This is a genomic window from uncultured Aquimarina sp. (assembly GCF_947492965.1).
Lineage (GTDB): Bacteria > Bacteroidota > Bacteroidia > Flavobacteriales > Flavobacteriaceae > Aquimarina.
Genome location: NZ_CANLOZ010000006.1, coordinates 359,817 through 380,613, shown reverse-complemented (window position 1 = coordinate 380,613; position 20,797 = coordinate 359,817). Strand labels below are relative to the sequence as shown.

Annotated in this window: 20 protein-coding genes; 6 read left to right on the top strand and 14 right to left on the bottom strand. The window is 34.4% G+C overall.

The features are described from left to right. Positions 1-171 precede the first annotated feature (171 nt). The 5 genes from Q1B37_RS17530 to Q1B37_RS17510 all read left to right on the top strand — a co-directional run bounded on the left by Q1B37_RS17530 (position 172) and on the right by Q1B37_RS17510 (position 3,724). A complete protein-coding gene (locus Q1B37_RS17530; protein WP_299900712.1) occupies positions 172-726 on the top strand; it encodes a transposase in 555 nt (184 codons plus the stop codon). Positions 727-1,056: 330 nt separating this feature from the next. Then, positions 1,057-2,124: a polysaccharide lyase family 7 protein gene (locus Q1B37_RS17525; protein ID WP_299900710.1), complete on the top strand. Its 1,068-nt coding sequence runs from the start codon at positions 1,057-1,059 to the stop codon at positions 2,122-2,124. Positions 2,125-2,283: 159 nt separating this feature from the next. After that, positions 2,284-2,535, top strand: a complete 252-nt coding sequence (locus tag Q1B37_RS17520; RefSeq protein ID WP_299900708.1) for a type II toxin-antitoxin system ParD family antitoxin — start codon at positions 2,284-2,286, stop codon at positions 2,533-2,535. Then, positions 2,528-2,827 carry a type II toxin-antitoxin system RelE/ParE family toxin gene (locus Q1B37_RS17515; RefSeq protein ID WP_299900725.1) on the top strand — a complete coding sequence of 100 codons (300 nt, stop codon included), beginning with the start codon at positions 2,528-2,530 and terminating at the stop codon, positions 2,825-2,827. Before Q1B37_RS17520 ends, Q1B37_RS17515 begins: the two co-directional genes overlap by 8 nt. A gap of 381 nt (positions 2,828-3,208) precedes the next feature. After that, entirely contained in the window at positions 3,209-3,724 is a 516-nt protein-coding gene (locus Q1B37_RS17510) for a CvpA family protein (RefSeq protein ID WP_299900706.1), read from the top strand. Between the two features lie 9 nt (positions 3,725-3,733). On the opposite strand, the gene Q1B37_RS17505 is transcribed toward Q1B37_RS17510, so the two are convergent. The 4 genes from Q1B37_RS17505 to Q1B37_RS17490 form a co-directional block, all read right to left on the bottom strand. Further along, positions 3,734-5,596 (bottom strand): SulP family inorganic anion transporter, encoded by a 1,863-nt coding sequence (locus Q1B37_RS17505; RefSeq protein ID WP_299900704.1) that lies wholly within the window; start codon positions 5,594-5,596, stop codon positions 3,734-3,736. 114 nt (positions 5,597-5,710) lie between these two features. Next, complete coding sequence (locus Q1B37_RS17500) at positions 5,711-6,343, bottom strand: carbonic anhydrase family protein (protein WP_299900702.1); 633 nt, start codon at positions 6,341-6,343, stop codon at positions 5,711-5,713. Positions 6,344-6,444: 101 nt separating this feature from the next. Next, a complete protein-coding gene (locus tag Q1B37_RS17495) occupies positions 6,445-8,004 on the bottom strand; it encodes a SulP family inorganic anion transporter (RefSeq protein ID WP_299900700.1) in 1,560 nt (519 codons plus the stop codon). Positions 8,005-8,113: 109 nt separating this feature from the next. Then, positions 8,114-8,446, bottom strand: a complete 333-nt coding sequence (locus tag Q1B37_RS17490; protein WP_299900698.1) for a hypothetical protein — start codon at positions 8,444-8,446, stop codon at positions 8,114-8,116. 182 nt (positions 8,447-8,628) lie between these two features. Here Q1B37_RS17490 and Q1B37_RS17485 point away from each other — a divergent pair, with 182 nt between their 5' ends. Continuing rightward, entirely contained in the window at positions 8,629-9,834 is a 1,206-nt protein-coding gene (locus tag Q1B37_RS17485) for a DUF418 domain-containing protein (protein WP_299900695.1), read from the top strand. A 6-nt stretch (positions 9,835-9,840) separates the two neighbouring features. Here the strand turns inward: Q1B37_RS17485 and Q1B37_RS17480 are convergent, their stop codons facing one another. The 10 genes from Q1B37_RS17480 to Q1B37_RS17435 form a co-directional block, all read right to left on the bottom strand. Beyond that, complete coding sequence (locus Q1B37_RS17480; protein ID WP_299900693.1) at positions 9,841-11,088, bottom strand: alpha/beta hydrolase-fold protein; 1,248 nt, start codon at positions 11,086-11,088, stop codon at positions 9,841-9,843. 184 nt (positions 11,089-11,272) lie between these two features. Next, positions 11,273-12,025, bottom strand: coding sequence for a LytTR family DNA-binding domain-containing protein (locus Q1B37_RS17475; protein ID WP_299900691.1), 753 nt, complete (start codon positions 12,023-12,025; stop codon positions 11,273-11,275). A 114-nt stretch (positions 12,026-12,139) separates the two neighbouring features. Beyond that, positions 12,140-12,889 carry a tetratricopeptide repeat protein gene (locus Q1B37_RS17470; RefSeq protein WP_299900689.1) on the bottom strand — a complete coding sequence of 250 codons (750 nt, stop codon included), beginning with the start codon at positions 12,887-12,889 and terminating at the stop codon, positions 12,140-12,142. Positions 12,890-12,902: 13 nt separating this feature from the next. Beyond that, positions 12,903-14,669, bottom strand: coding sequence for a BatD family protein (locus Q1B37_RS17465; RefSeq protein WP_299900686.1), 1,767 nt, complete (start codon positions 14,667-14,669; stop codon positions 12,903-12,905). A 4-nt stretch (positions 14,670-14,673) separates the two neighbouring features. Then, positions 14,674-15,555, bottom strand: a complete 882-nt coding sequence (locus tag Q1B37_RS17460) for a tetratricopeptide repeat protein (RefSeq protein WP_299900684.1) — start codon at positions 15,553-15,555, stop codon at positions 14,674-14,676. Positions 15,556-15,573: 18 nt separating this feature from the next. Continuing rightward, complete coding sequence (locus Q1B37_RS17455) at positions 15,574-16,608, bottom strand: VWA domain-containing protein (protein ID WP_299900683.1); 1,035 nt, start codon at positions 16,606-16,608, stop codon at positions 15,574-15,576. 92 nt (positions 16,609-16,700) lie between these two features. Beyond that, on the bottom strand, positions 16,701-17,207 hold the full coding sequence (locus tag Q1B37_RS17450; RefSeq protein WP_299900681.1) for an NAD(P)H-dependent oxidoreductase: 507 nt from the start codon (positions 17,205-17,207) through the stop codon (positions 16,701-16,703). Between the two features lie 11 nt (positions 17,208-17,218). Beyond that, a complete protein-coding gene (locus Q1B37_RS17445) occupies positions 17,219-18,223 on the bottom strand; it encodes a VWA domain-containing protein (RefSeq protein ID WP_299900679.1) in 1,005 nt (334 codons plus the stop codon). A gap of 2 nt (positions 18,224-18,225) precedes the next feature. Further along, positions 18,226-19,887 (bottom strand): DUF4381 domain-containing protein, encoded by a 1,662-nt coding sequence (locus Q1B37_RS17440; RefSeq protein ID WP_299900677.1) that lies wholly within the window; start codon positions 19,885-19,887, stop codon positions 18,226-18,228. 13 nt (positions 19,888-19,900) lie between these two features. Then, a complete protein-coding gene (locus Q1B37_RS17435; protein ID WP_299608774.1) occupies positions 19,901-20,767 on the bottom strand; it encodes a DUF58 domain-containing protein in 867 nt (288 codons plus the stop codon). Between the last annotated feature and the right edge of the window lie 30 nt (positions 20,768-20,797).

Sequence of the window (20,797 nt, the reverse complement as noted above, 5' to 3'; positions counted from 1 at the left end):
AATCAATCACTTACAGCATTATTAACTTCGTTAAGATAACTCTATGTGAATAACAATGCTAAACTAAGGGCTAGCGCCCGAATCCTTTCGGGTGCCACATAAGAGTAAGAAAAGTATACCGAAATAGGTTTAAAAAATTATGTATGCGTATTTTAACTACTTTTAGACATTATGAGTAGGAAATACAAATTTCATAATGCGTCAGGATTATATTTTGTAAGCTTTGCCACAGTATATTGGATAGATGTCTTTACCAGACAATTATATTTTGATGTGCTAGCAGAAAGTGTAAGCTATTGTAGAAAAGAAAAAGGTATGGAAATGTATGCTTATTGCTTTATGCCAAGTCATGTGCATTTTATTTTCCGTTCTTCGCAAGAACAACCGATGGAGTTATTACGGGATTTTAAACGATACACATCTAATAAAGTTGTTGAATGCATATCGAATAATCCTCAAGAAAGCAGAAAAGAATGGATGTTATGGATGTTTGAGCGCGCTGCTAAAAAACAGTCAAACGTTACCAAATATCAATTTTGGCAGCATCATAATCAACCTATAGAGTTATGGAGTCCAGCTGTCATAAAGCAAAAGATAAATTATATTCATAATAATCCGGTAGAAAGTGGTTTTGTTACTAATCCAATCGATTGGAAATATAGTAGCGCTAGAAACTTTCAAGATGATCATACTGTGTTGGGAATAGACAACACTGGATTTTTATAACGTATGCAGCATGCTTGGCACCCGAAAGGATTCGGGCGCTAGCGTTCGTTAGTGATAAGACATAAACCTACGCCATGTAAATAGATTCCGCATCAAGTGCGGAATGACAAAATGGTGGGATTCGGGCGCTGGCGATGAGATTTTTATAACGTATGCAGCATGTGTGGCACCCGAAAGGATTCGGGCGCTAGCGTTCGTTAGTGATAAGATATAAACCTTACATGATGTAAATAGATTCCGCATCCAATGCGGAATGACAAAATGGTGGGATTCGGGCGCTGGCGATGGATGTTGTGTTTTAAAAAAATGCACTTTAAAAAAATTTAAACAATGAATAAAAAAAACATCAACCTACTAACAGCTTTTTTAATGCTTACTGCATTCATCTCACTATATAGTTGTTTGAATACGAGTAATAGTGCTACTAAAGAAGAAGCCTCTGCTCCACCTCAAAAAATTACATACCCAAGTGATGTAATTCCGTTTATGGATAAATTTAAAATACTTCTTGGAAATGGAAAGCATGTAAAAGATCTCGATAAGTTTGAGGAAAAAGATTTTTTCTATACTGCTATGGATAGCGCAGGGCCTTGGGTGGTATATAAAGCGCCAAACTCTGGAGTCACTTCTAAAAACTCTAGTAATACAAGAACGGAATTACAGGAAAAAAGAGAATGGACACCCGAAGAAGGCGGTAAACTAACAGGTACATGTAAAGTTATGCATGTTTCTACTTCTGGCGATGCCAGAGTTGCCGCTTCCTATTCTACGGTGATTGGCCAGATTCATAGTGGCGAAGGACATGAAAATGAACCCTTAAAAATATTTTACAAGAAATTTCCCGGCCATACCAAAGGTTCCGTTTTTTGGAATTATGAAATCAACACCGAAGGTGATGACAACTCAGGAAGATGGGATTATTCTAGTGCCGTTTGGGGATATGATATGTCTGTCGTGGGAACAGCAAAAGATGAGTTTCCTGCCGAACCAGAGGATGGTATAGCATTAGGAGAAAAAATTAGTTATGAAGTAAACGTATATAAAGGCATCATGTATCTTACCTTTAAAAGCGATAGCCATACAACCAAAACATTTACTAAAAATCTTATCTCGTCTGAATATACCAAACGCTCCGATTTGCCAGAACAGGTTAAGAACATATTTGTGCCTATTGGCCGAGACGGAATAGAACGAGCCACAGCATATAAAGGAGAGTTGGTTTATTTTAAACAAGGCGTTTATAATCAAACCAATGGAAAAGATCCTGAAAAAAATATGCTTTGGCATACCGGTGCAGCAACTTATGGTGGTGATATCGCTAAGCAATATGAAAATGGAAGTTATACAGAAGTATGGTTTTTAGAAGCTACTATTGGTTCAGGCACACCTCCAAAATAGAAGATGATCATACTGTTTTAAGGTAGACAGAATAAACGCTACCCCACAAACATAATTACCCTTTTGGACAACTATGTCCGTTATATTTACCGTTGTGGATAATCACCAAATTTGCCCTTTTTACCAATTTTTGGTATTTTTGAAATAAATAATGCTAAAATGAGTAAAAATACATCAATATCACTTGGAAATTATTTTGATCAGTTTATTCAGAGTAGAATTAAGGAAGGACGGTTTAAAAATGTAAGTGAAGTAATTCGTGCAGGACTTAGACTTTTAGAAGAAGAGGAAAGTAAAGCTGCAGCCCTAAAAAATGCTATTCAAGAAGGAATTGACAGTGGAATTGCTCATGATTTTAACCCCAAAGACCATCTTAAATCTCTAAAAGCAAGAAAACAATCGAATCGCTAAATTCAAACTGACCAATAAAGCGGTTGAGGATTTATCAAAAATTTGGGATTATACTTTAGAGGTTTGGTCAGAACAACAAGCCGACAAATATTATGAAATGTTGATTTCCAATTGCCAAGAAATAGCTTATAATCCAGATTTAGGAAAAAACTACCAGGGAATTACTAAAAATCTCTATGGAGCAAAAGCAAATCGACATATTATTTTCTATCGAACTACGGACGAAAATTATGTAGAAATCATAAGGATTTTGCATGAAAGAATGGATTTAAAAAAACGAATACTTGAATAAAACTACCCGCAACAATTTCTATAGTTCATCTGTTCTCACACTAGCGCTCGTCTGTGACGAGTGTCATACACCATACATTACGCAAATAAATTCCGCATCAAGTGCGGAATGACAAAACTGTGATCTAGCGGATTTGTAATACGTGTAAATTACCTCAATGCACTCACACTAGTGCTAATCAGTTACGAATGACATCGGCCTTACATTCTGTAAATGGATTCCGCATCAAGTGCGGAATGACAAAATTGTAATCTAGCGGATTTGTAATCCGTGAGAATACCTTTTGACTTTGAAAACTACCTATGTAAAGATGTATACCAAAAAAATGGTTGATACGAATTTTAATAGAAAACAGTATATTCGTCTAAAGAAACCACATCGATGAATTATATTGATATTATTCTTGGCATTTTACTTCTTTGGGGACTTATCAAAGGGTTTAGCAAAGGTTTATTTGTTTCCTTAGCCTCCTTAGTGGCGCTAGTGGCTGGTATTTATATTTCTGTGCATTTTTCTTATTATGTAGGTGATTATCTAGCGCAACATGTGGATTGGAGCGATGGAGCGCTTAAATTAACCGCCTTTGCGATTACATTTATCGGTGTTGTCATTCTCATCTCTTTGGCAGGAAAACTACTGACCAAAATTGCCGATTTTGCTTCCTTAGGGATACTTAATAAGTTGTTGGGCGCTGCTTTTGGCGTATTAAAATTTGCTTTTATTGCCAGTGTGGTCATTATCTTTATCGACGCTGCCAACAGATCCTTAAAAATCATAAAACAGGAAACCTTGGATGCATCGATTTTGTATGCTCCTGTAAAAAGTTTGGCTCCAGCCATTTTACCGAATATCCTAAAAGACAACAACACAACTTCTGAGGAAAGTACACAAGTTTAGGATAACTTTTTAAACCGTATCCTTCACATTATTCTGAATGTATTCTAAACACGAATCAAAGTCTTCGAATATATAATTTTCAGGTACCAAATCAGGCACAATATCGATATGCTCCATCATATATCTTGGTTGCTTTGCCAAGCCTACAAACAGTACTTTAATTCCTTTTTGCTGGAGTCCTAGGATGATTTCTTCCATCGTATATAATCCCGATTGATCCATGTACTGCATTTTGGCCAATCGTACGATCACTACTTTAGACGTATCCGGAATCTGCGCTGCCAAATTCTGGAAGTCACTCGTAGATCCAAAGAACAATGGTCCTTTTAGATGCTTGATAAACACTTCTTCTTTCAACTTCTCCGGAAAGTTTTTCTCATCACTCCAGGCTTCTTCTTTAAGCGGTTTTACATCCGATCGTTCTGCTGTAAGATCCCCAATTTTTTTCATAAACATCAAACAAGCTATCACCAATCCAATACCTACAGCATACACCAAATTCCAAAAAGTAGATAAGATCAATACCACAAACATGATCAATACTTCAGAACTTACCTTAATAGGTCCTAATTTGATGTCTTTTGGCATACTTGGTACTGCTTTTAGTCCTTTATAATCCATGACACCTATTCCTACAGTAATTAAGATTCCCGCAAGTACAGCAGCAGGTATTTTAGAAGCTACAGGTGCTAATCCCAGCATTACTACAAATAATACCAATCCTGCAATCATTCCGGATAATTTGGTTTTACCACCCGCATTGATATTTACCACAGTTCGTATCGTCGCTCCCGCTCCAGGAATACCTCCAAATAATGATGCTATGGCGTTACCAATACCTTGTCCCACCAATTCTTTATTAGGTTTGTGTCTGGTTTTGGTCATATTATCCGCAATCACACTCGTTAGTAAAGAGTCAATCGCTCCTAATAATGCTAATGTAAATGCTGTAAATATATAGGGTGTAACACTAGCTAGACTAAATCCTGTAAATATTTCCCATCTTGGAATGGGTAAACCACTTGGTATCTCCTTTATAGGTCGATAATCTAACCCAAAACCATAGGCAATTCCTGACATGACTACCAATGCGACTAATGTACTAGGTATCGCTTTTGTAATTCGTTTAAAACCATAAATGATAAAAATGGTTCCCAGCGCTAATAGTAACTCTAACCAATTAATATTTTGTAAAGCTCTCGGTAGTGCTTTAATAGCTCCTAAAGCACCAGAGGTTTCTTTTCCTGCTAATGTTTGAGATTCTTTTAAGATATCAGCTTCCGAAATTGTTTCGGCTTTGGTAATGGTTTGTTTAAAATCTTCTAACACCAAAATACCTTTACCTGCTTCTTCTTGTAAAATGTTCTTTAGGATTACCTCTTCTGCTTCTATTTTGAATTTTGAAACAAACTCAACATCTTCTTTAGGATAATATCCGACAGATGGTAATATTTGCGTTAACAAGATAATCACTCCAATCGCAGTCATAAATCCAGAAACTACTGGATATGGAATATATTTAATGTATTTCCCAATTCCGATGGCTCCTAACAAGATTTGTATCAATCCGCATAATAAAAAGATCGTAAGGATGGCTGGTAATGCTTTTTCTACACTACCGTCATTAGCTGCAATAATTCCTGCAATCACCACCATACTTACAGCAGTCATTGGTGCTGTAGGACCAGAGATTTGCGTATTGGTTCCTCCGAATAAGGCAGCGAAGAAACTGATAAAAATAGCTCCGTATAATCCTGCTGTAGGTCCTAATCCAGATGAAACTCCAAATGCTAAAGCCAATGGTAATGCTACAATACCAGAAGTTAATCCCCCAAAAGCATCTCCTTTAAAATTGCTAAAAAATCCTTTCATTACACGTATATTATTTCCTAGAAGTTTAAATGTCTAATGTAAAACTATTAAAATAAAACAAAAAACCGGCATTTATTTACGAATGCCGGTTCTATTAGAAGATATATATCTTATTTAATTTTCGAAAAATGTTACACTTCCATTGCTAATGTCATACATTCCTCCAATAATCATAATCTCACCTTTTTCTTCCATTTCCTTAAGCACTTCACTTTGGTCTTTTATGTTTTGGATCGTCATATTCACATTTTGCTCTGCAACTTCATTCACAAAATCAATATTTTTAGAAGTTCTTTCTGCTGGATCTGCAGGTTCTGTTACCGCTGCTACCGCTGGTTTAATCTTACTTAACAACGCAGTAAGATTTCCTAGTTTCGCATCATCACACGCTCCTTTTACAGCTCCACATGCTGTATGACCAAGTACCAAAACTAATTTAGTACCTGCTAGCTTACAAGCAAATTCCATACTTCCTAAAATATCCTCATTTACGAAATTACCTGCTACTCTAGCGCTAAAAATATCTCCTATTCCTTGATCAAAAATCAACTCGGAAGACACTCTAGAATCTATACAACTAAGAATCGTAGCAAAAGGAAACTGCCCTGATTTGGTATCATTTACCTGATCCAAAAGATCTCTATCTGCCATATGCTTTTCCTGAAATCTTTGGTTTCCTTCTTTAAGCAATTGTAATGCTATTTGTGGCGTTATTGCCGCTTGTGTATCTTTAGTATGTGCTTTCATATGTTCTTTTTTTAATATTTTTTATGTTAAAAGAAATTTCCCTAAAAATAACAATGATCTTATCATTCATCAATAAGGTTATTTCCTACTTTTTTAGTTTATTAATTTAATTTTGGTCTTAACTTAAAAAAGTCAATATAACTTTCAGGATTTTCCTCTATACCTCTTTGGGATATTAACTTTACTGTGATATTTCTGTTTTTTGCTTTTTCTTTAAAATCATCCAATATTTCGATCACATCATGATCTAAATAGGTTGTTTTTGTCACATCTAATTCCAAATAAGAATTTTGTGGTAAAGCATCTAGCTCTTTTAATATCGTTGCCTTATTGAAAAAAGTAACCTCTTCTGCCAAGGTCATTTTAATTTTAGAAGTGCCTTCGCTTTCCTCTTTATGAAGAAAGTGAGAGTTTTGGTAACTTTTTATAAGTGTAATTACAATTCCTACCGCAAGTCCAATTCCTATTCCCCATAAAAGGTCTTTAAATACGATAAATACTACTGTAACGATAAAAGGAACAAATTGCTTCCATCCAGCAGTCCACATGTTTTTAAACGTAGAAGGTTTTGCTAATTTATACCCTACTAAAAGTAGAATTGCTGCTAATACAGAAAGTGGAATTTTATTAAGCAAGGTTGGAATTAACATTACTGAAATCAATAAGAAAAACCCATGAATAATGGCAGACATTTTGGATTTACCACCAGATTGAATATTTGCAGAACTACGAACGATTACCTGTGTAATTGGAAGTCCTCCGATTAATCCTGATATTACATTACCTGCTCCTTGCGCAATTAACTCTCTATTAGTTGGTGTTACTCTTTTCTGTGGATCTAACTTATCTGTTGCTTCTACACAAAGCAAGGTTTCTAAACTTGCAACCAGTGCAATAGTAAACGCGGTAACATAGATCTCAGTTTTGGTAATTACTTCCCAATTTGGCATAGTAAACTGTGCTAAAAAAGAATCTGCATCTGCAGGAACTGGAACATTTACTAGGTTATCTGTACTAATTGCTAAACTTCCTGAATCTCCGAAGACTACATAAAATATGATTCCTAAAACTACAGCTACTAAAGGTCCTTGTACTAATTGAAAGATCTTACCTTTTTTAGATAGTACATTTTGCCATAATAATAAAATACCTAAACCTATTACTGCAATTAGTGTATCACCCATACTGATATTTAGTAATGAGTTGTATATCGGTGCAAATAACCCTTCTCCTTTTTGAGGAATATAACCGAAGAAATAAGGGATCTCTTTAAGAAAAATGATAATACCGATACCTGTTAACATTCCTTTGATCACAGAAGAAGGAAAAAAGTACCCGATAACACCAGCTTTTAAAACTCCGAATAAAATTTGAATAACTCCCGCTAATACAACAGCAACTAAAAAATCTTCGAATCCAAGAGAAACAATTGCTGCAAAAACGATTGCCGCAAGACCAGCCGCTGGTCCACTTACTCCGATTTGAGAACCACTAATAGCTCCTACTACGATCCCTCCTACAATTCCGGCAATTAACCCCGAAAATAAAGGAGCACCACTAGCCAAGGCAATACCCAAACATAAGGGTAGCGCCACAAAAAACACGACAATACTAGCTGGTATGTCTGATTTTAAACTTTGAAATAATTTTGAATTACTCATAACATAATAAGTAACGAAGTTAACAATCGTTACATTTTTTTAAAAAATTGAAAAATTGATTTTCTCAGTCAAATAATACGTTTTATTCGACCTAAGTGTGTGGTTTACATTACCCCAATTCCGGTGGTGGAGTTGTATATTCTAGATATACTGATAAATTTTCATATATCAGATCTGGGTAGTATTTTATACTATAATAGGATATACCTGTATGCTTACTATCTGCATACTGAGAAATCTTATCTTTTTCTTTCAGATCTTCTTTCTCAGATCCGTCTTTCTCATTGGATTCAGATTTTTCTTCGGTATCATCAATTGCATAGCTGATAGCAGCGCTATCTCCTCCATAAAAGTCAAACAAATTGCCAACATAATTACAGGTATTCAAAAGAAAACCTGAAATAATCAAAAATTTAGCAATTTTTATTTTTATGAATGGCATAAATAATTTTTATGGATTATAAAAATAATAGTATTACTTTCAAAATCTGTTAAATCCATTGTAAAATTAATTAACAATTTACCTTTAGAGCACAAATTCTCACCAATAAATCCTTGATAATTAATACATTTTAACTTTTTCTACATTGTATAAAAAGTAACAATAGGCTAACTTTATTCCTATTGGAAAATAAGACTTCAAATAGAATAATAGTAATCGATGCTTTACGAGGTTTTGCATTGGCTGGTGTCTGCTTAGTTCATATGAATGAGCAATATATAGCTTCGGCTCCTTCAGAAAGCCTTATGGAAGTAACTAACTCTGTTTTTGATCAAGTTTTAGGAGGAATTATAGGTTTTTTTATTGTTGGTAAATTCTTTGCGTTGTTTTCGATCCTTTTTGGGCTTAGCTTCTTTATCCAGATGAACTCCGCATCACAGCGCAATGAAAATTTTGGGTTACGCTTTTTATGGAGAGCTTTTTTATTGCTGATCATAGGCTATATCCATCAATTATTTTACAAAGGTGATATTCTAACGATATATGCTTTATTAGCTCCTTTTTTAATTCCATTTTATCGCGTATCCAATAAATGGATTCTACTGGTATCTGGATTGTTTTTAATCAGTATTCCAAGATTTATTGCTTTTGCCATCTTAGGAAACGAAAGCGCCTTCGGATTTCCTTCTATTATGGATGGGAACAGTCCAACTAATTTGGCATATATCGCTACATTGAAAGAAGGAAGTATTACCGAGGTTTTTATAACTAACGGTACGCAAGGAATGCTTCAAAAAATGGATTTTCAGATCAGTTTATTTGCAAGATTTTATATGACATTTGGTTATTTCCTCATAGGGTTATGGTTGGGTAAAATTGCACTATTTCAGACTATAACAGAGAAAAGACCCTCACTTAGAAAATGGCTGAAACGAGCCTCCATATTTTTCTTTATTGCTCTTGCGCTTACAGCAGGTATATTTGCCATTTCTCCGCAACCCGTAGATTTCAAAAGTTGGCTACACGTCATTGGCATAAACATCTTTGATTGGTCGAATATTGCATTAACTGCTATTATTCTTTGTAGTTTTCTTTTACTCTACCCAAACAAAAAATGGAATCGATTTTTTACTTTTTTTGAGTCATACGGGCGAATGGCACTTACCAATTATGTGTTACAATCCATAATCGGTACTTTTTTACTTTTTGGATGGGGATTAGGTCTTATCGGTAAGTTACAAACCGTATACCTGGTCATCATAGCTGTAGCTCTTATCATCATACAATCCTTAATCAGCAAATTCTGGTTACAAAAATTCTACTTTGGTCCTTTAGAATGGGCATGGCGAAGTGCTACCAAAGGTAAAATTCAACGATTCCGAAAATAAGTATCATCAATTTCTCTCTATTTTTTTTAACTTTCTCTTAGCCTCTTCATTTCCATCTATCTCAATTGCTTTTTTATAGCTTTTAATAGCTTTCTCATTTTCATCTTCCTTTACATAAAAATCACCAAGTGCTACATAACTATTGGAATTGTCTGGATGGAAATCTACATTCATTTTTAAATACGCTAAAGCTTTCTCAGGAAAATCATGACCCTCTAACATAAAAGAAGCAATATCATTGACGAGTTGCCAGTCTGGTTTCATTTCTCTTCCCATATGAAAACTCAACTTTTTATAATGCTTATAGAAAGGTTCTGTTAGTTCCTTTGCAGAATACCCTTGTGGTGTATTAAATCTCCACATTTCTTTAAACGGAAACCATGAGAAAACAGCTCTAAATCCATTATACTGTCCTGGGATTACAATACTTCCATGGTCTTCATTCTTAAAATATTCCCACTTAAAATCCAGCTCTTTTTTACGTTTTGCAAGAACGTCATGAAACTTTAAGTTTGCTCGAATCTGCTCCGTTATTTCACTTCTATCTCTTCTTACTTTTACTGTATCCATGCGTTCTCCAATACTATTAGCAACAGCCACATATAAGGATTTGCCTTTATAATTTCTCTTATCGATGAGTTTTCTTGATTGTTTTACCAAATCTTCATCATCCCACCAAAGACTTGGATCTACAGCAATGAAATTATTGAAAACACTGTCATTATGTAGGTAAGAATATATCACAAATAAACCTGCTGTAGAATGCCCAACAATCGTAGCATTACTCTCAGTCCTATAAGTCTCTGTTATAAGACAATGTAATTCTTCATCTAAAAACTTTGCAAAATTCTTTGCACCACCAGAGGTTTCAGTATTGTGTTTTCTCGAAGATTTTACATTAGTAGGTGTATAATCTCTAATTGCATCTTTGTTTTTAATCCCGACAACAATAGATTTAGGCATTTGCCATTTATCCAAACGCGTCAACATACCCGTAACAGCTTGAAAATGTCCAATAGCATCCAATACATAAATTACTGGATATCGTTTCGAGGGATCATATTTTTCTGGAGTATGTACCCAAAACTCTCGATGTTCTTGTAATACCTTAGAATATAAACTATCTACTTTTCCGATGACTATTTCTCCCTTTGCGGTCTTGTTTTCCTGCCCACTTGCATGTACACCAATAAAAAATAATGACGTAATTAGTATTAATTTCCAGTTTTCTAAATAAGTGCGTGATTGAAACATGTTTAAATTTATTCTTTAAAGTTGAAAGTATACAAATACATTGTCAAAAAACGGATATCATAACTGGTATTCCTATTTCCTGTATTCTCTTGATTTTTGAAAAGCTAAAAGTATTCTGAAAATCTCCATTCAATACCCTGAAAATAAGGGTTAGGTACAAAACAATGGGATTTAGGTATAAAAATTAATGTGGTAATAGATCCTTATCAAAAGTTTTTGAGACAGGAACATCCATATGAGTAAGTCTAATAGTATTCGAATTTTTCCAAGATCTAAAATGTGATGGATTTATCAGGTGTGAACGATGTACCTGAATTAAAAAGTTTAATTCTTCTTTCATACTCTTAAGAGAAGAACGTATTAATTTAGATCCTAGATTCCCTTCCTCAATAAAAAAAATCTCTACGTAATTTTGAGCATTTGTTATACAGACTAAATCGGATTTGTTTACTTGTAACACATCTAATCTATTTTCTCCTTTGATGGTTAACACAATTTCCTGGTCATCTATCTTTGGCTTTTCCGCAACTAGTCTAACGATATAGATTCTTGCCAGTACTAAGATTGGTGTAAAAATGAGCGAAAATTGAAAAACCAAACTAGCAAAATCCCAAAACTCATAGATTCCTCTAAAAAGAGGGCTTTTGTAAAGGTTATAACTAACTATTAAATTAAGTATATGAAAAAAGAGGATTGCACTTATTTCTAAGGTAATATTCCACTTTCTTATTTTATCATAAACTACTTTCTGCAATATGGCAAGTATTGCATAGCAAATAAAGGAAATTGAACTAAACCCTATACTTATCTTATCCCAATCGAAATATGAAATTCCTGTATCAAAAGGTTTTATATAATACGTAAACACAAAAATCCAAAAGCTAATAAAAACCCCAATGAGAAGATGAAGCTTAATAGAAGTATTTAGTTTGTTCATTTAGCAATTAAACTATTCGTGAAAATATTTACAATATAGCTGTAAAATAGATAGATCGCATATTTTCTCATCCATCCCAAGAGTGGTGAAAAGTAAATAATGTAAAAAGAAATATTAAAGCTCTTTTAAATCTGTAGCTGGAATCCATCCTATTTTACCATCAGCAAGTTTGATTTTCTTCCAATCATTTACTGTTTCGGTAACTTTTACTTTGGTTCCCTCATGAAGTTCAAAAACCTCTTCACTTCTTAAGTTGGGTTCGCTTTTTACTGTGCTTTCTTGTGCGAAAATAATGGCATATTGGTTATTCGTGATGTAGCCATACTGCTTAAAAGCAAAAACCACAGCAAAAACTGCTATGAGTAATGACACCCACGAACCTAAGAAGAAAAGTCTTTTTTTGGAAGATATACGTGCTGTGTAATACAATAAAAACAATACTACAAAAATGATTACACAAAGAACTGCAATCCACGCCCAAGAATCAAAACTAAACATATTAGTAAAACCGTTTATAGTTCTCGAAATAACTCCTTCTGGAATTACATCGATTGCATCTATGGTAGCATTATTGGCAAAAGCCAAGTTATTCTTTATGTCTTCATCATTAGGTTTCAACTCTAATGCTTTCTCGTAATAGTAAATGCTTTGCCCTATATTACTCAGTTTATAATTAGCATTCGCTAGATTGTAATATAGTGAAGCTGATTCCTGGCCACTTTCTAAAATGGCAGAATAAGCGTCTATAGCCTCCTGATATTTTTCTTGATTATAAAAGGAATTTCCCTTTTCAAATAATTGATCGTTTTGCGCTAAGCCCAAAACACTCACTAGAAAAACAACTATTATAATTAAATTCTTCACTACTCTCAATATTTTATAATTGTTTATCAATTGCCGCAATCACTCTAGATGCTTTATCATAATCCTGTTGCATTGCTGAAGTAGAAGATGGTGTATATCTTGCAAACTCACAACTCTCTAATAAAGCAATAAACTCTATTGAGGTAGCGTCCTCTACATCTCTTTCTTTTAATAATCGTTGGATACGATCTTTACTCATCTCGCTAGTTTGTATATTCAGCTTTGCTTTTAGATAGTTATGCAACGCTCGTTCCATTGCGATATAAAAATCCTTTTGATTTCCTAGGTTCTTTTTCGCTTCAGAAAGATATTTTCTTGCCAATTTATCAGCTTTTCGAACTCTGTTTCCACTAACATCACTCAATCTTTCTTCTCTCTTTTTACCAAAGAACATAAACAATGGAATTGCTAGTAAAGGTGCTGTTAGCATTACCCAAAATCCAGTAGACTTAAAGAAGTACTCTTTTTGGATTGGTTCCAGATCAGCGTCCAACTTTAAAAATCTAAATTGGCTACCTGTTTGTGTTACCAGTTTTTTGGTAGTTCCTGAAGCTTCAGAGTTGGTTACAATACTTCCACTATCAGGACCATTTTTTACATTAATTACGATCTCTGGAGAAGTAATTCGCTTATAGGTTTCTGTTTTTAAATCAAAATATGAAAAAGAAACAGGTGGAATTGGATAGGTTCCTTTGAACTGTGGAACTAATGTATACGAATCTGATATACTACCGGACATTCCCGTAATATTCGTTCTTACTCTTTCATTATGCTCTGGTTCATATTGTTCTAAACCATTAGGTACACTTAACTTTGGTAAATCGAATAATTTAAGATTCCCATTACCGGACACCTGAATTTTGGTTTCCAAAGATTCAGTTGCATCTAATTCTGTTCTATTAGGTGTTATCTTAAAATCAAACGAACCAACTGCTCCAGAAAAATCATCTGGTTTTCCTTCTATCGGAAGTGGCTTTACATTAATAGTTCTAGTTCCTGCAGCTACTGTTTTGTTAACCGTAGAGTATAATTTACCTCCAAAAATATCTCTTCGGTTCGTAGGAACATCAACAGCAATTGATAAGGTAAGAGGTTCTATCTCTAGTTTTCCTGTTTTTTGCGGGTACAAAACCGTTTTTCCGCATACTACAAAATTATAGGGCTCACCTTTATATTCTCCTCGTTCGACCCTTAATTGACCTATTTTTATCGCCTGACTCCAAAAATCACTATACTTTGGATTATCAATTTCTCTTAAATTACTTATTTGAATTCTTGGACTCACATAAAGCTTATACACTACAGTAATCGCTTCATTTAGGTATGGATTTGTCTTAGAAACCTCAGCAACCAGATGTAAATTTTCACTTGCTACGTAATCCGCATTATTACCGTCTTTTGGTTTTTCTACGGCTGCAGTTACCTGAACCTTTACAGGTAGCGTTTTATAAATTTGACCATCTATTTCTATGGTTGCTTGTCCTATGGTAAAGTTTCCTCTTTTGGTGGGTGATAAAAAATAGCTAAATGTCTTTGCATACGATCTCTTCCCATTAATCCAAGAGTTACTGATAGACTGATTTGGTCCTCCTACAACGGTAAACCCCTTGAAACTAGGCTGAGTAAAATTATCTCCATCCTGATTCATTTCGAAATCTACGCGCAATCTTTCATTTATACCCAACTTTTTCTTGCTCACTTTGGCCTCAAACTTCACCTGAGCCATACCTAGCTGGGAAACTGCTAAAAATAATGCTACAAAAATTAATCTTATATTCATCAGTTTACCAATCTTTTTCTGTTTTTGTTTTTGCTCCTTTCGCCTTTTTGGCATTTATCTTATCCTGCACTTTTCTTTCTTCATTATTCATCGCCTCCAAAAGGCTTTTTACCTGCTGAGGAGATAATTGTCCTTGTACTTGCTGAGGTTGTTGCTTCTTTTCTTCAGGTTTTCCTTCGCCTTCTTTATTATCTTTTTTCTTCTCTTTTCCCTCTTCATTTGGATCATCCTGCTTATCTTCTTGATCCTTTCCTTTCTCATCTTTTTTATCTTCTCCTTCATCACCTTTTTGATCTTTCTCATCACCTCCTTCTTTCTTATCCTCTTTATTCTCTCCGTCTTTTTTATCCTTGTTTTCCTGGTCCTTATTCTCGTCTTTATTCTGATCTTTATTATCCTTATCTCCGTCTCCTCCTTTATCCTCGTTCTGCTGCTTTTCTAACATCTTCTTTGCTAATGCAAGGTTATATCGAGTTTCATCATCTTTAGGATTGTTTCTCAATGCATTTTTATAAGCTTCCACAGCTTCCTTGTATTTCTTTTGCTCCATAAAGGTATTTCCCTGGTTATGAAACGCCTTATGTTTCTCTTCTTTGGTAGTTGCAGTTTTTGCAGCCTCTACATAACGATTATTTGCTTCATCATATTTTTCGGTATTATAGTAAGCATTAGCCAAATTATATTTGGCAACTGGATCTACAGGGTTCTTAGAAATTGCCTTTCTATATTCTCCTTCAGCCTTTGGAAAATTACCATCTTTTTGTAATACTTCATTTCCATTTGCAACATATCTATCCGCTTCAGCGATAATCTCTGCTCTATCTTCTTCCTGAGAAAAAGAAATTCCTACTTGAAAACATAATAATATGATAAGTAAATTTCTCATAGTATTCTAATTTTTTAACTACTCCTCATTAAAAAGGTTTAATCTTTTAACCCACGATGTTTTTCTTTCTAACAAGAAAACATCTAAAAATAATAACAATAATCCAGCTCCCAAAAACCACTGAAATTGATCCTTGAAGTCTGCAAATTGCTTTGCCTCGAACTCCTTCTTATCCATTCCCTGTAACAACTCCGTTACATTTTCTATCACCTCATTGGTATTCGTACCATCGATGTATACTCCGTTTGCCTCTTCCGCAATTTCTTGTAGAATTGTGGTATTCAATTTAGTAATAACGGTTTCTCCTTGGTTATTTTTCTTGTAGGTCTGAACGATTCCATTACGTTTTATCGGAATCGGACCTCCTTTTGTTGTTCCAACACCAATAGTAAATATTTTAATTCCTTCTTTAGCTGCATCTTCGGCGATAGAACCGACATTTCCTTCATGATCTTCTCCATCACTAATGATAAATAAAACCCGATTCGTTTGTTCTTCGTCGTTATAATATGTCTTTGCTAATTCGATAGCTTCATTAATTGCGGTACCCTGAGAAGATAACATATCTGTATTCATAGACTGCAAAAACATCTTTGCAGAACCATAATCGGTTGTAATTGGCAACTGCGGAAACGCACTTGCAGCATATGCAATGATACCTACTCGATCACTTGCTAAATTATTAATGATCTGAGTTACTAATTGCTTTGATTTTTCTATTCGATTTGGAGCAATATCCTCGGCAAGCATACTTTTAGAAACATCTATGGCAAAGACCACATCCACACCTTCTCGTTTTACTGTTTCGAGCTTCGTTCCGATTTTCGGATTTACCAAGGCTACCACAAAACAAGCAAAAGCCAAACTGATTACAACTATTTTCAATATAGATTTAAAAACAGATTGATTTGGACTCAATTTTTTTAATAGTTCCTTATCTGCAAATCGCTTCTGTGTTGTTTTCTTCCATATCAAAACACCGATAAATATTACAATTAGTATCGGGATCACCAATAACAACCAGAAATATATTTTCTCTTCTAATAAGTACATCTTAAATAGTTCTTAGTTTATGGTTTTTAGTTGATTGATTTCTATATCTACAATAATAAAATTACATTTCACTTCTCTTCAACCTGCTTTTATTAACCTTTAATTTTTAATGCAAATGCATTTATTTTTTCTTTTACCTCGGAAGAAAGCTCGTTATTCTTTATCCAAGCATGCACATCTCCTATATATTCCATTCCCAAGTAAGCAGCACTTCTCGAAAACGGCATACTAAACTCTTCTACTCGATCATCATCATTACTACAACTAATCATAGACATTTCTTTTCCTCTAAGCATACGCCCAAAATCCTTCTCTTTATAAAGGTAATCCGAAATTCGATCTAAGAAAACCTTCATAACGCCACTCATCGTATACCAATATACCGGTGTTGCCAGTACAATCGTTTGATAATTCTGAACCATATTTTTAAATATAACTTCAAAATCATCTTTATTCTGAAACTCATAATCAAAATAGTTGATATCTCTTTGATTAAGATCTATTACATCAAATCCAGTTACATTCTCCAAATAAGAAACTACCGTATGTGTATCTCCATTACTTCTAGAACTTCCCTGAATTATAATCCCTTTTTTCAAACTTCTAAATTTTATACAAAACTTCTAAATACAGTGAATCTCAAAAGAAATTCAAACAGTAATAAAATTCCTGCTAATAGTACTAAGGGTCTAAACTTTTCTTCGTAATTGTAAAACTTAAACTCTTCTACATCTGTCCTTTCCAACTTATCAATCTCTTCATATATCTGCTCCAGTTTCTTATTATCTGTTGCCCTGAAGTATTTCCCTTTTGTAACCTTAGCGATTTCTTTAAGAAGCTCTTCATCTATCTCTACTTTTACATTCCCGTATTGAAAAGTTCCGTTTGGTCTAATCGCTACAGGCGCTAATGCCATACCGTTTGTTCCTAAACCAATTGTATAGGTCTTAATGCCATATTCTACCGCTAATTCTGAAGCAATTTTAGGATCAATAAAACCTGCATTATTAGATCCATCGGTTAACAGTATGATTACTTTACTCTTGGCTTTGCTATCTTTTAATCGATTAACAGAGGTTGCCAATCCCATTCCAATAGCGGTACCATTTTCCAACAAATTGTTGTATTCGATTTCTTTCATTGCACTAAGTACAATAGACTTATCGCTAGTAATGGGCGTTTTTGTAAAGCTCTCTGCAGCATACATTACCAATCCTATTCTATCATTTGGTCTTCCCTGAATAAATTCGGCTGCTACATCTTTTAGTGCTTCTAAACGATTAGGTCTTAAATCTCTGGCCAACATACTCGCAGAAACATCAATTGCCATTACAATATCGATTCCTCTCGTAGTTTTTGTTTTGGTCGATACATCAACCGTTCGAGGTCTTGCCAATGCTATGATAATTAATGTCATTGCTATCAATCTTAACAACAACAGGAAGGGTCTCAATTTTGCAAGTAAGCTACCAGATGCCTTAAATCCTTTTATACTGGATATTTTTAACTCGGCTTGCTGCTTATTCCTTTTCCATATATACCAAGCAATTGCTAGTGGTAGTATTAAAAACAACCAAAAAAACTGTGGATTTTCAAATGTAAAATTTTCAAACATTTTTATTTGGCATTTCTAAGTTCTACTGAGTTTATAATCCGTTGAGCCACATCTTTCGCATAACGGTCTTCTTTATTAAAAACGACCATTATTTGTTGAAAGCCTCCATTTTCTGCAAAATTGAGCATTAAATAATCGCTTTTTTGCTCTTTTTTAGTCAAGGAATTCATTACCTCCAAACTACCGTATACTTTTATTCCTTTGGCTCCTGCTAGGGTTTCATATTCTTCGTCCTTCACTGTAATATTTTTTGCCCCTTGAGACTCAAAATTGCCTACTACTCCTTCAACAACCTTATTAAGATCCACCTCGGTTTTCTGATTATACTGTACGGTCGAAACAGAGATAAAGAAGTTTCCTATTAAACTTCCGTATACAAAGGTTTCATTTCCTTTTAAAATCTGTTTTTGTTCTTCTGTTAGTTGGAAATTATTTCTAATCAACACTTTTGGTGTAGAAATAGTAACTGGCGGAGCACCATATGCACTACTAATCCATTCGGTTTCTGCCAATTCTTTTGTAGGATGACCAAGCAATGAATCTTTTACGACATCATACCCTTTTACGAAGATAAATATCATTAAAGTGATTACGATAACACCAAAACCAGCAATACTTCCGAATATGATTCTCTTTCTTAATCTTTTCTCGGCAGTAGCTTTTCGGTACTCTTCATCGGCTAATAATTCTTCTTCTGTAGGTTCCGGAATCGCTTCTTTAGTTTCATTAATAACTCTTTCTATCACATTTCTATCTGCCTTTGCCGTACCGATATCAGGTTTGGATTTAGCAAACTTTGCCATATCTGCCGTTTTAAGAACGGTCTTAAGCTCTTCGATAGTTTGTTTATCTAGATTTAACGACCCTTTTTTGATTTCTTCATCCAGACGAGCAATTAACTCATCGGTAGTACTTTCCATCGCATGATCATAAACTTCCTCGTCTATATACTTACGTGCAGTATCACTTAATTGCGAATAATACTCCTTATGAGAGTCTTGTTCTAAAAGATGGGATTCATCTATTCTTCGTAATGCAAGAATTGCTCTTTCATAAGGTGGTAATTCATCTTCTTGTGCCTCTTTTTTCTTTTTTCTTCTTAGTATAAAAAAGACTACTAACCCAGCGATAATTAATGGGATTAAAATCCACCATATGTGTTTTTTCCAATTAAAAAAAGAAGCATCTACCTCTACCAAGGGTTTGATTTCATACATCTTCTGTTTGGTCGTATCTACCAATACATCGCGAACTTGTACTTTTAGGGAATCCGTAAAAAATACCCGATCTCCTATCATTACTTTTTGCCTTGGAATGGTATAAAATCCCGAATCGAATTGGGTTAATGCATATTCTTTAATCAGATTAAACTTTTTACCATTTTTGGTTGTATCCGTTTTATAAGATTCTATTACTTCTAGCGGAGAGAAGGTCTGCCCTTCTGGAAAAATTACAATTTCCGAAGAATCAGATTCAACCTGCATTTTATATCTTATCTCTTCTCCAATTAAAATAGACGTAGAATCAATGCTAGTAACTACTTGGGCATTGATTTGAAATCCTCCCAAGACCATAAAAAACAGTAGCAATAACGTTTTGGTAGTTTTTCCAAAAAATGGAAAACTGATATTGTTATCTATAATTAGTAATTTATAATTCTTCATTCTTAATTATCGCCTATCCTCTTCGTTTAAAATATCCTAATAATTTTTTTACGTAGCTTTCGTCTACTCTACTACTCAATGATCCAGCACCACTTCTGGTAAAACTGTCTTTAAAATAATCTACACGATCACGATAGTAGTTGGCGTAGTTCATTCGTACTTTTTTAGAACCTGTGTTTACCATCAGTAATTCTCCAGTTTCTTCATCCTCCATTTGAACCATTCCCAGGTTTGGAATTTCTTCTTCTCGTTGATCATATACCCTAATTCCTGTTACATCATGTTTGCCACCAACTATTTTTAACGTTTGCTGGTAACCGTCTGTTATAAAATCAGAGAGTACAAATACTATTGCTTTCTTTTTCATCACATTCGACAAAAACTTTAATGCTTCAGTAATATCCGTTTTTGTACTCTTTGGTTCGTATTCTAATAGCTCTCTAATAATTCGCAGTACATGAGATCTACCTTTCTTTGGTGGAATAAAAAGTTCTATTTCATCGGTAAAAAGAATCAATCCAATTTTATCATTATTCTGAGTAGCAGAAAAGGCTAAGGTAGCCGCTATTTCGGTAATGATTTCTTTTTTGAATTGCTGTTTTGTACCAAATAACTGAGATCCAGAAACATCTACCATCAACATCATAGTCAACTCTCGTTCTTCTTCGAAGACTTTGATGTAAGGCTCATTATATCTTGCAGTTACATTCCAATCAATATTTCGAACGTCATCTCCAAATTGATACTGACGCACTTCGCTAAAAGTCATACCACGCCCCTTGAAGGTAGAATGATATTCTCCTCCAAAAATGTGATCGCTCAAGCGTCTTGTCTTGATCTCAATTTTCCGAACTTTTTTTAGTAACTCTTTAGTATCCATTTTTTATTTTGTCATTCCGCACCAAATGCG

Coding starts and splice junctions, on each gene's coding strand:
- Q1B37_RS17500 (WP_299900702.1), bottom strand. CDS start 6,343: ATGAAAGCACATACTAAAGATACACAAGCGGCAATAACGCCACAAATA.
- Q1B37_RS17525 (WP_299900710.1), top strand. CDS start 1,057: ATGAATAAAAAAAACATCAACCTACTAACAGCTTTTTTAATGCTTACT.
- Q1B37_RS17465 (WP_299900686.1), bottom strand. CDS start 14,669: ATGAATATAAGATTAATTTTTGTAGCATTATTTTTAGCAGTTTCCCAG.
- Q1B37_RS17435 (WP_299608774.1), bottom strand. CDS start 20,767: ATGGATACTAAAGAGTTACTAAAAAAAGTTCGGAAAATTGAGATCAAG.
- Q1B37_RS17445 (WP_299900679.1), bottom strand. CDS start 18,223: ATGTTTGAAAATTTTACATTTGAAAATCCACAGTTTTTTTGGTTGTTT.
- Q1B37_RS17495 (WP_299900700.1), bottom strand. CDS start 8,004: ATGAGTAATTCAAAATTATTTCAAAGTTTAAAATCAGACATACCAGCT.
- Q1B37_RS17480 (WP_299900693.1), bottom strand. CDS start 11,088: ATGTTTCAATCACGCACTTATTTAGAAAACTGGAAATTAATACTAATT.
- Q1B37_RS17490 (WP_299900698.1), bottom strand. CDS start 8,446: ATGCCATTCATAAAAATAAAAATTGCTAAATTTTTGATTATTTCAGGT.
- Q1B37_RS17510 (WP_299900706.1), top strand. CDS start 3,209: ATGAATTATATTGATATTATTCTTGGCATTTTACTTCTTTGGGGACTT.
- Q1B37_RS17475 (WP_299900691.1), bottom strand. CDS start 12,025: ATGAACAAACTAAATACTTCTATTAAGCTTCATCTTCTCATTGGGGTT.
- Q1B37_RS17505 (WP_299900704.1), bottom strand. CDS start 5,596: ATGAAAGGATTTTTTAGCAATTTTAAAGGAGATGCTTTTGGGGGATTA.
- Q1B37_RS17530 (WP_299900712.1), top strand. CDS start 172: ATGAGTAGGAAATACAAATTTCATAATGCGTCAGGATTATATTTTGTA.
- Q1B37_RS17460 (WP_299900684.1), bottom strand. CDS start 15,555: ATGAGAAATTTACTTATCATATTATTATGTTTTCAAGTAGGAATTTCT.
- Q1B37_RS17440 (WP_299900677.1), bottom strand. CDS start 19,887: ATGAAGAATTATAAATTACTAATTATAGATAACAATATCAGTTTTCCA.
- Q1B37_RS17455 (WP_299900683.1), bottom strand. CDS start 16,608: ATGTACTTATTAGAAGAGAAAATATATTTCTGGTTGTTATTGGTGATC.
- Q1B37_RS17520 (WP_299900708.1), top strand. CDS start 2,284: ATGAGTAAAAATACATCAATATCACTTGGAAATTATTTTGATCAGTTT.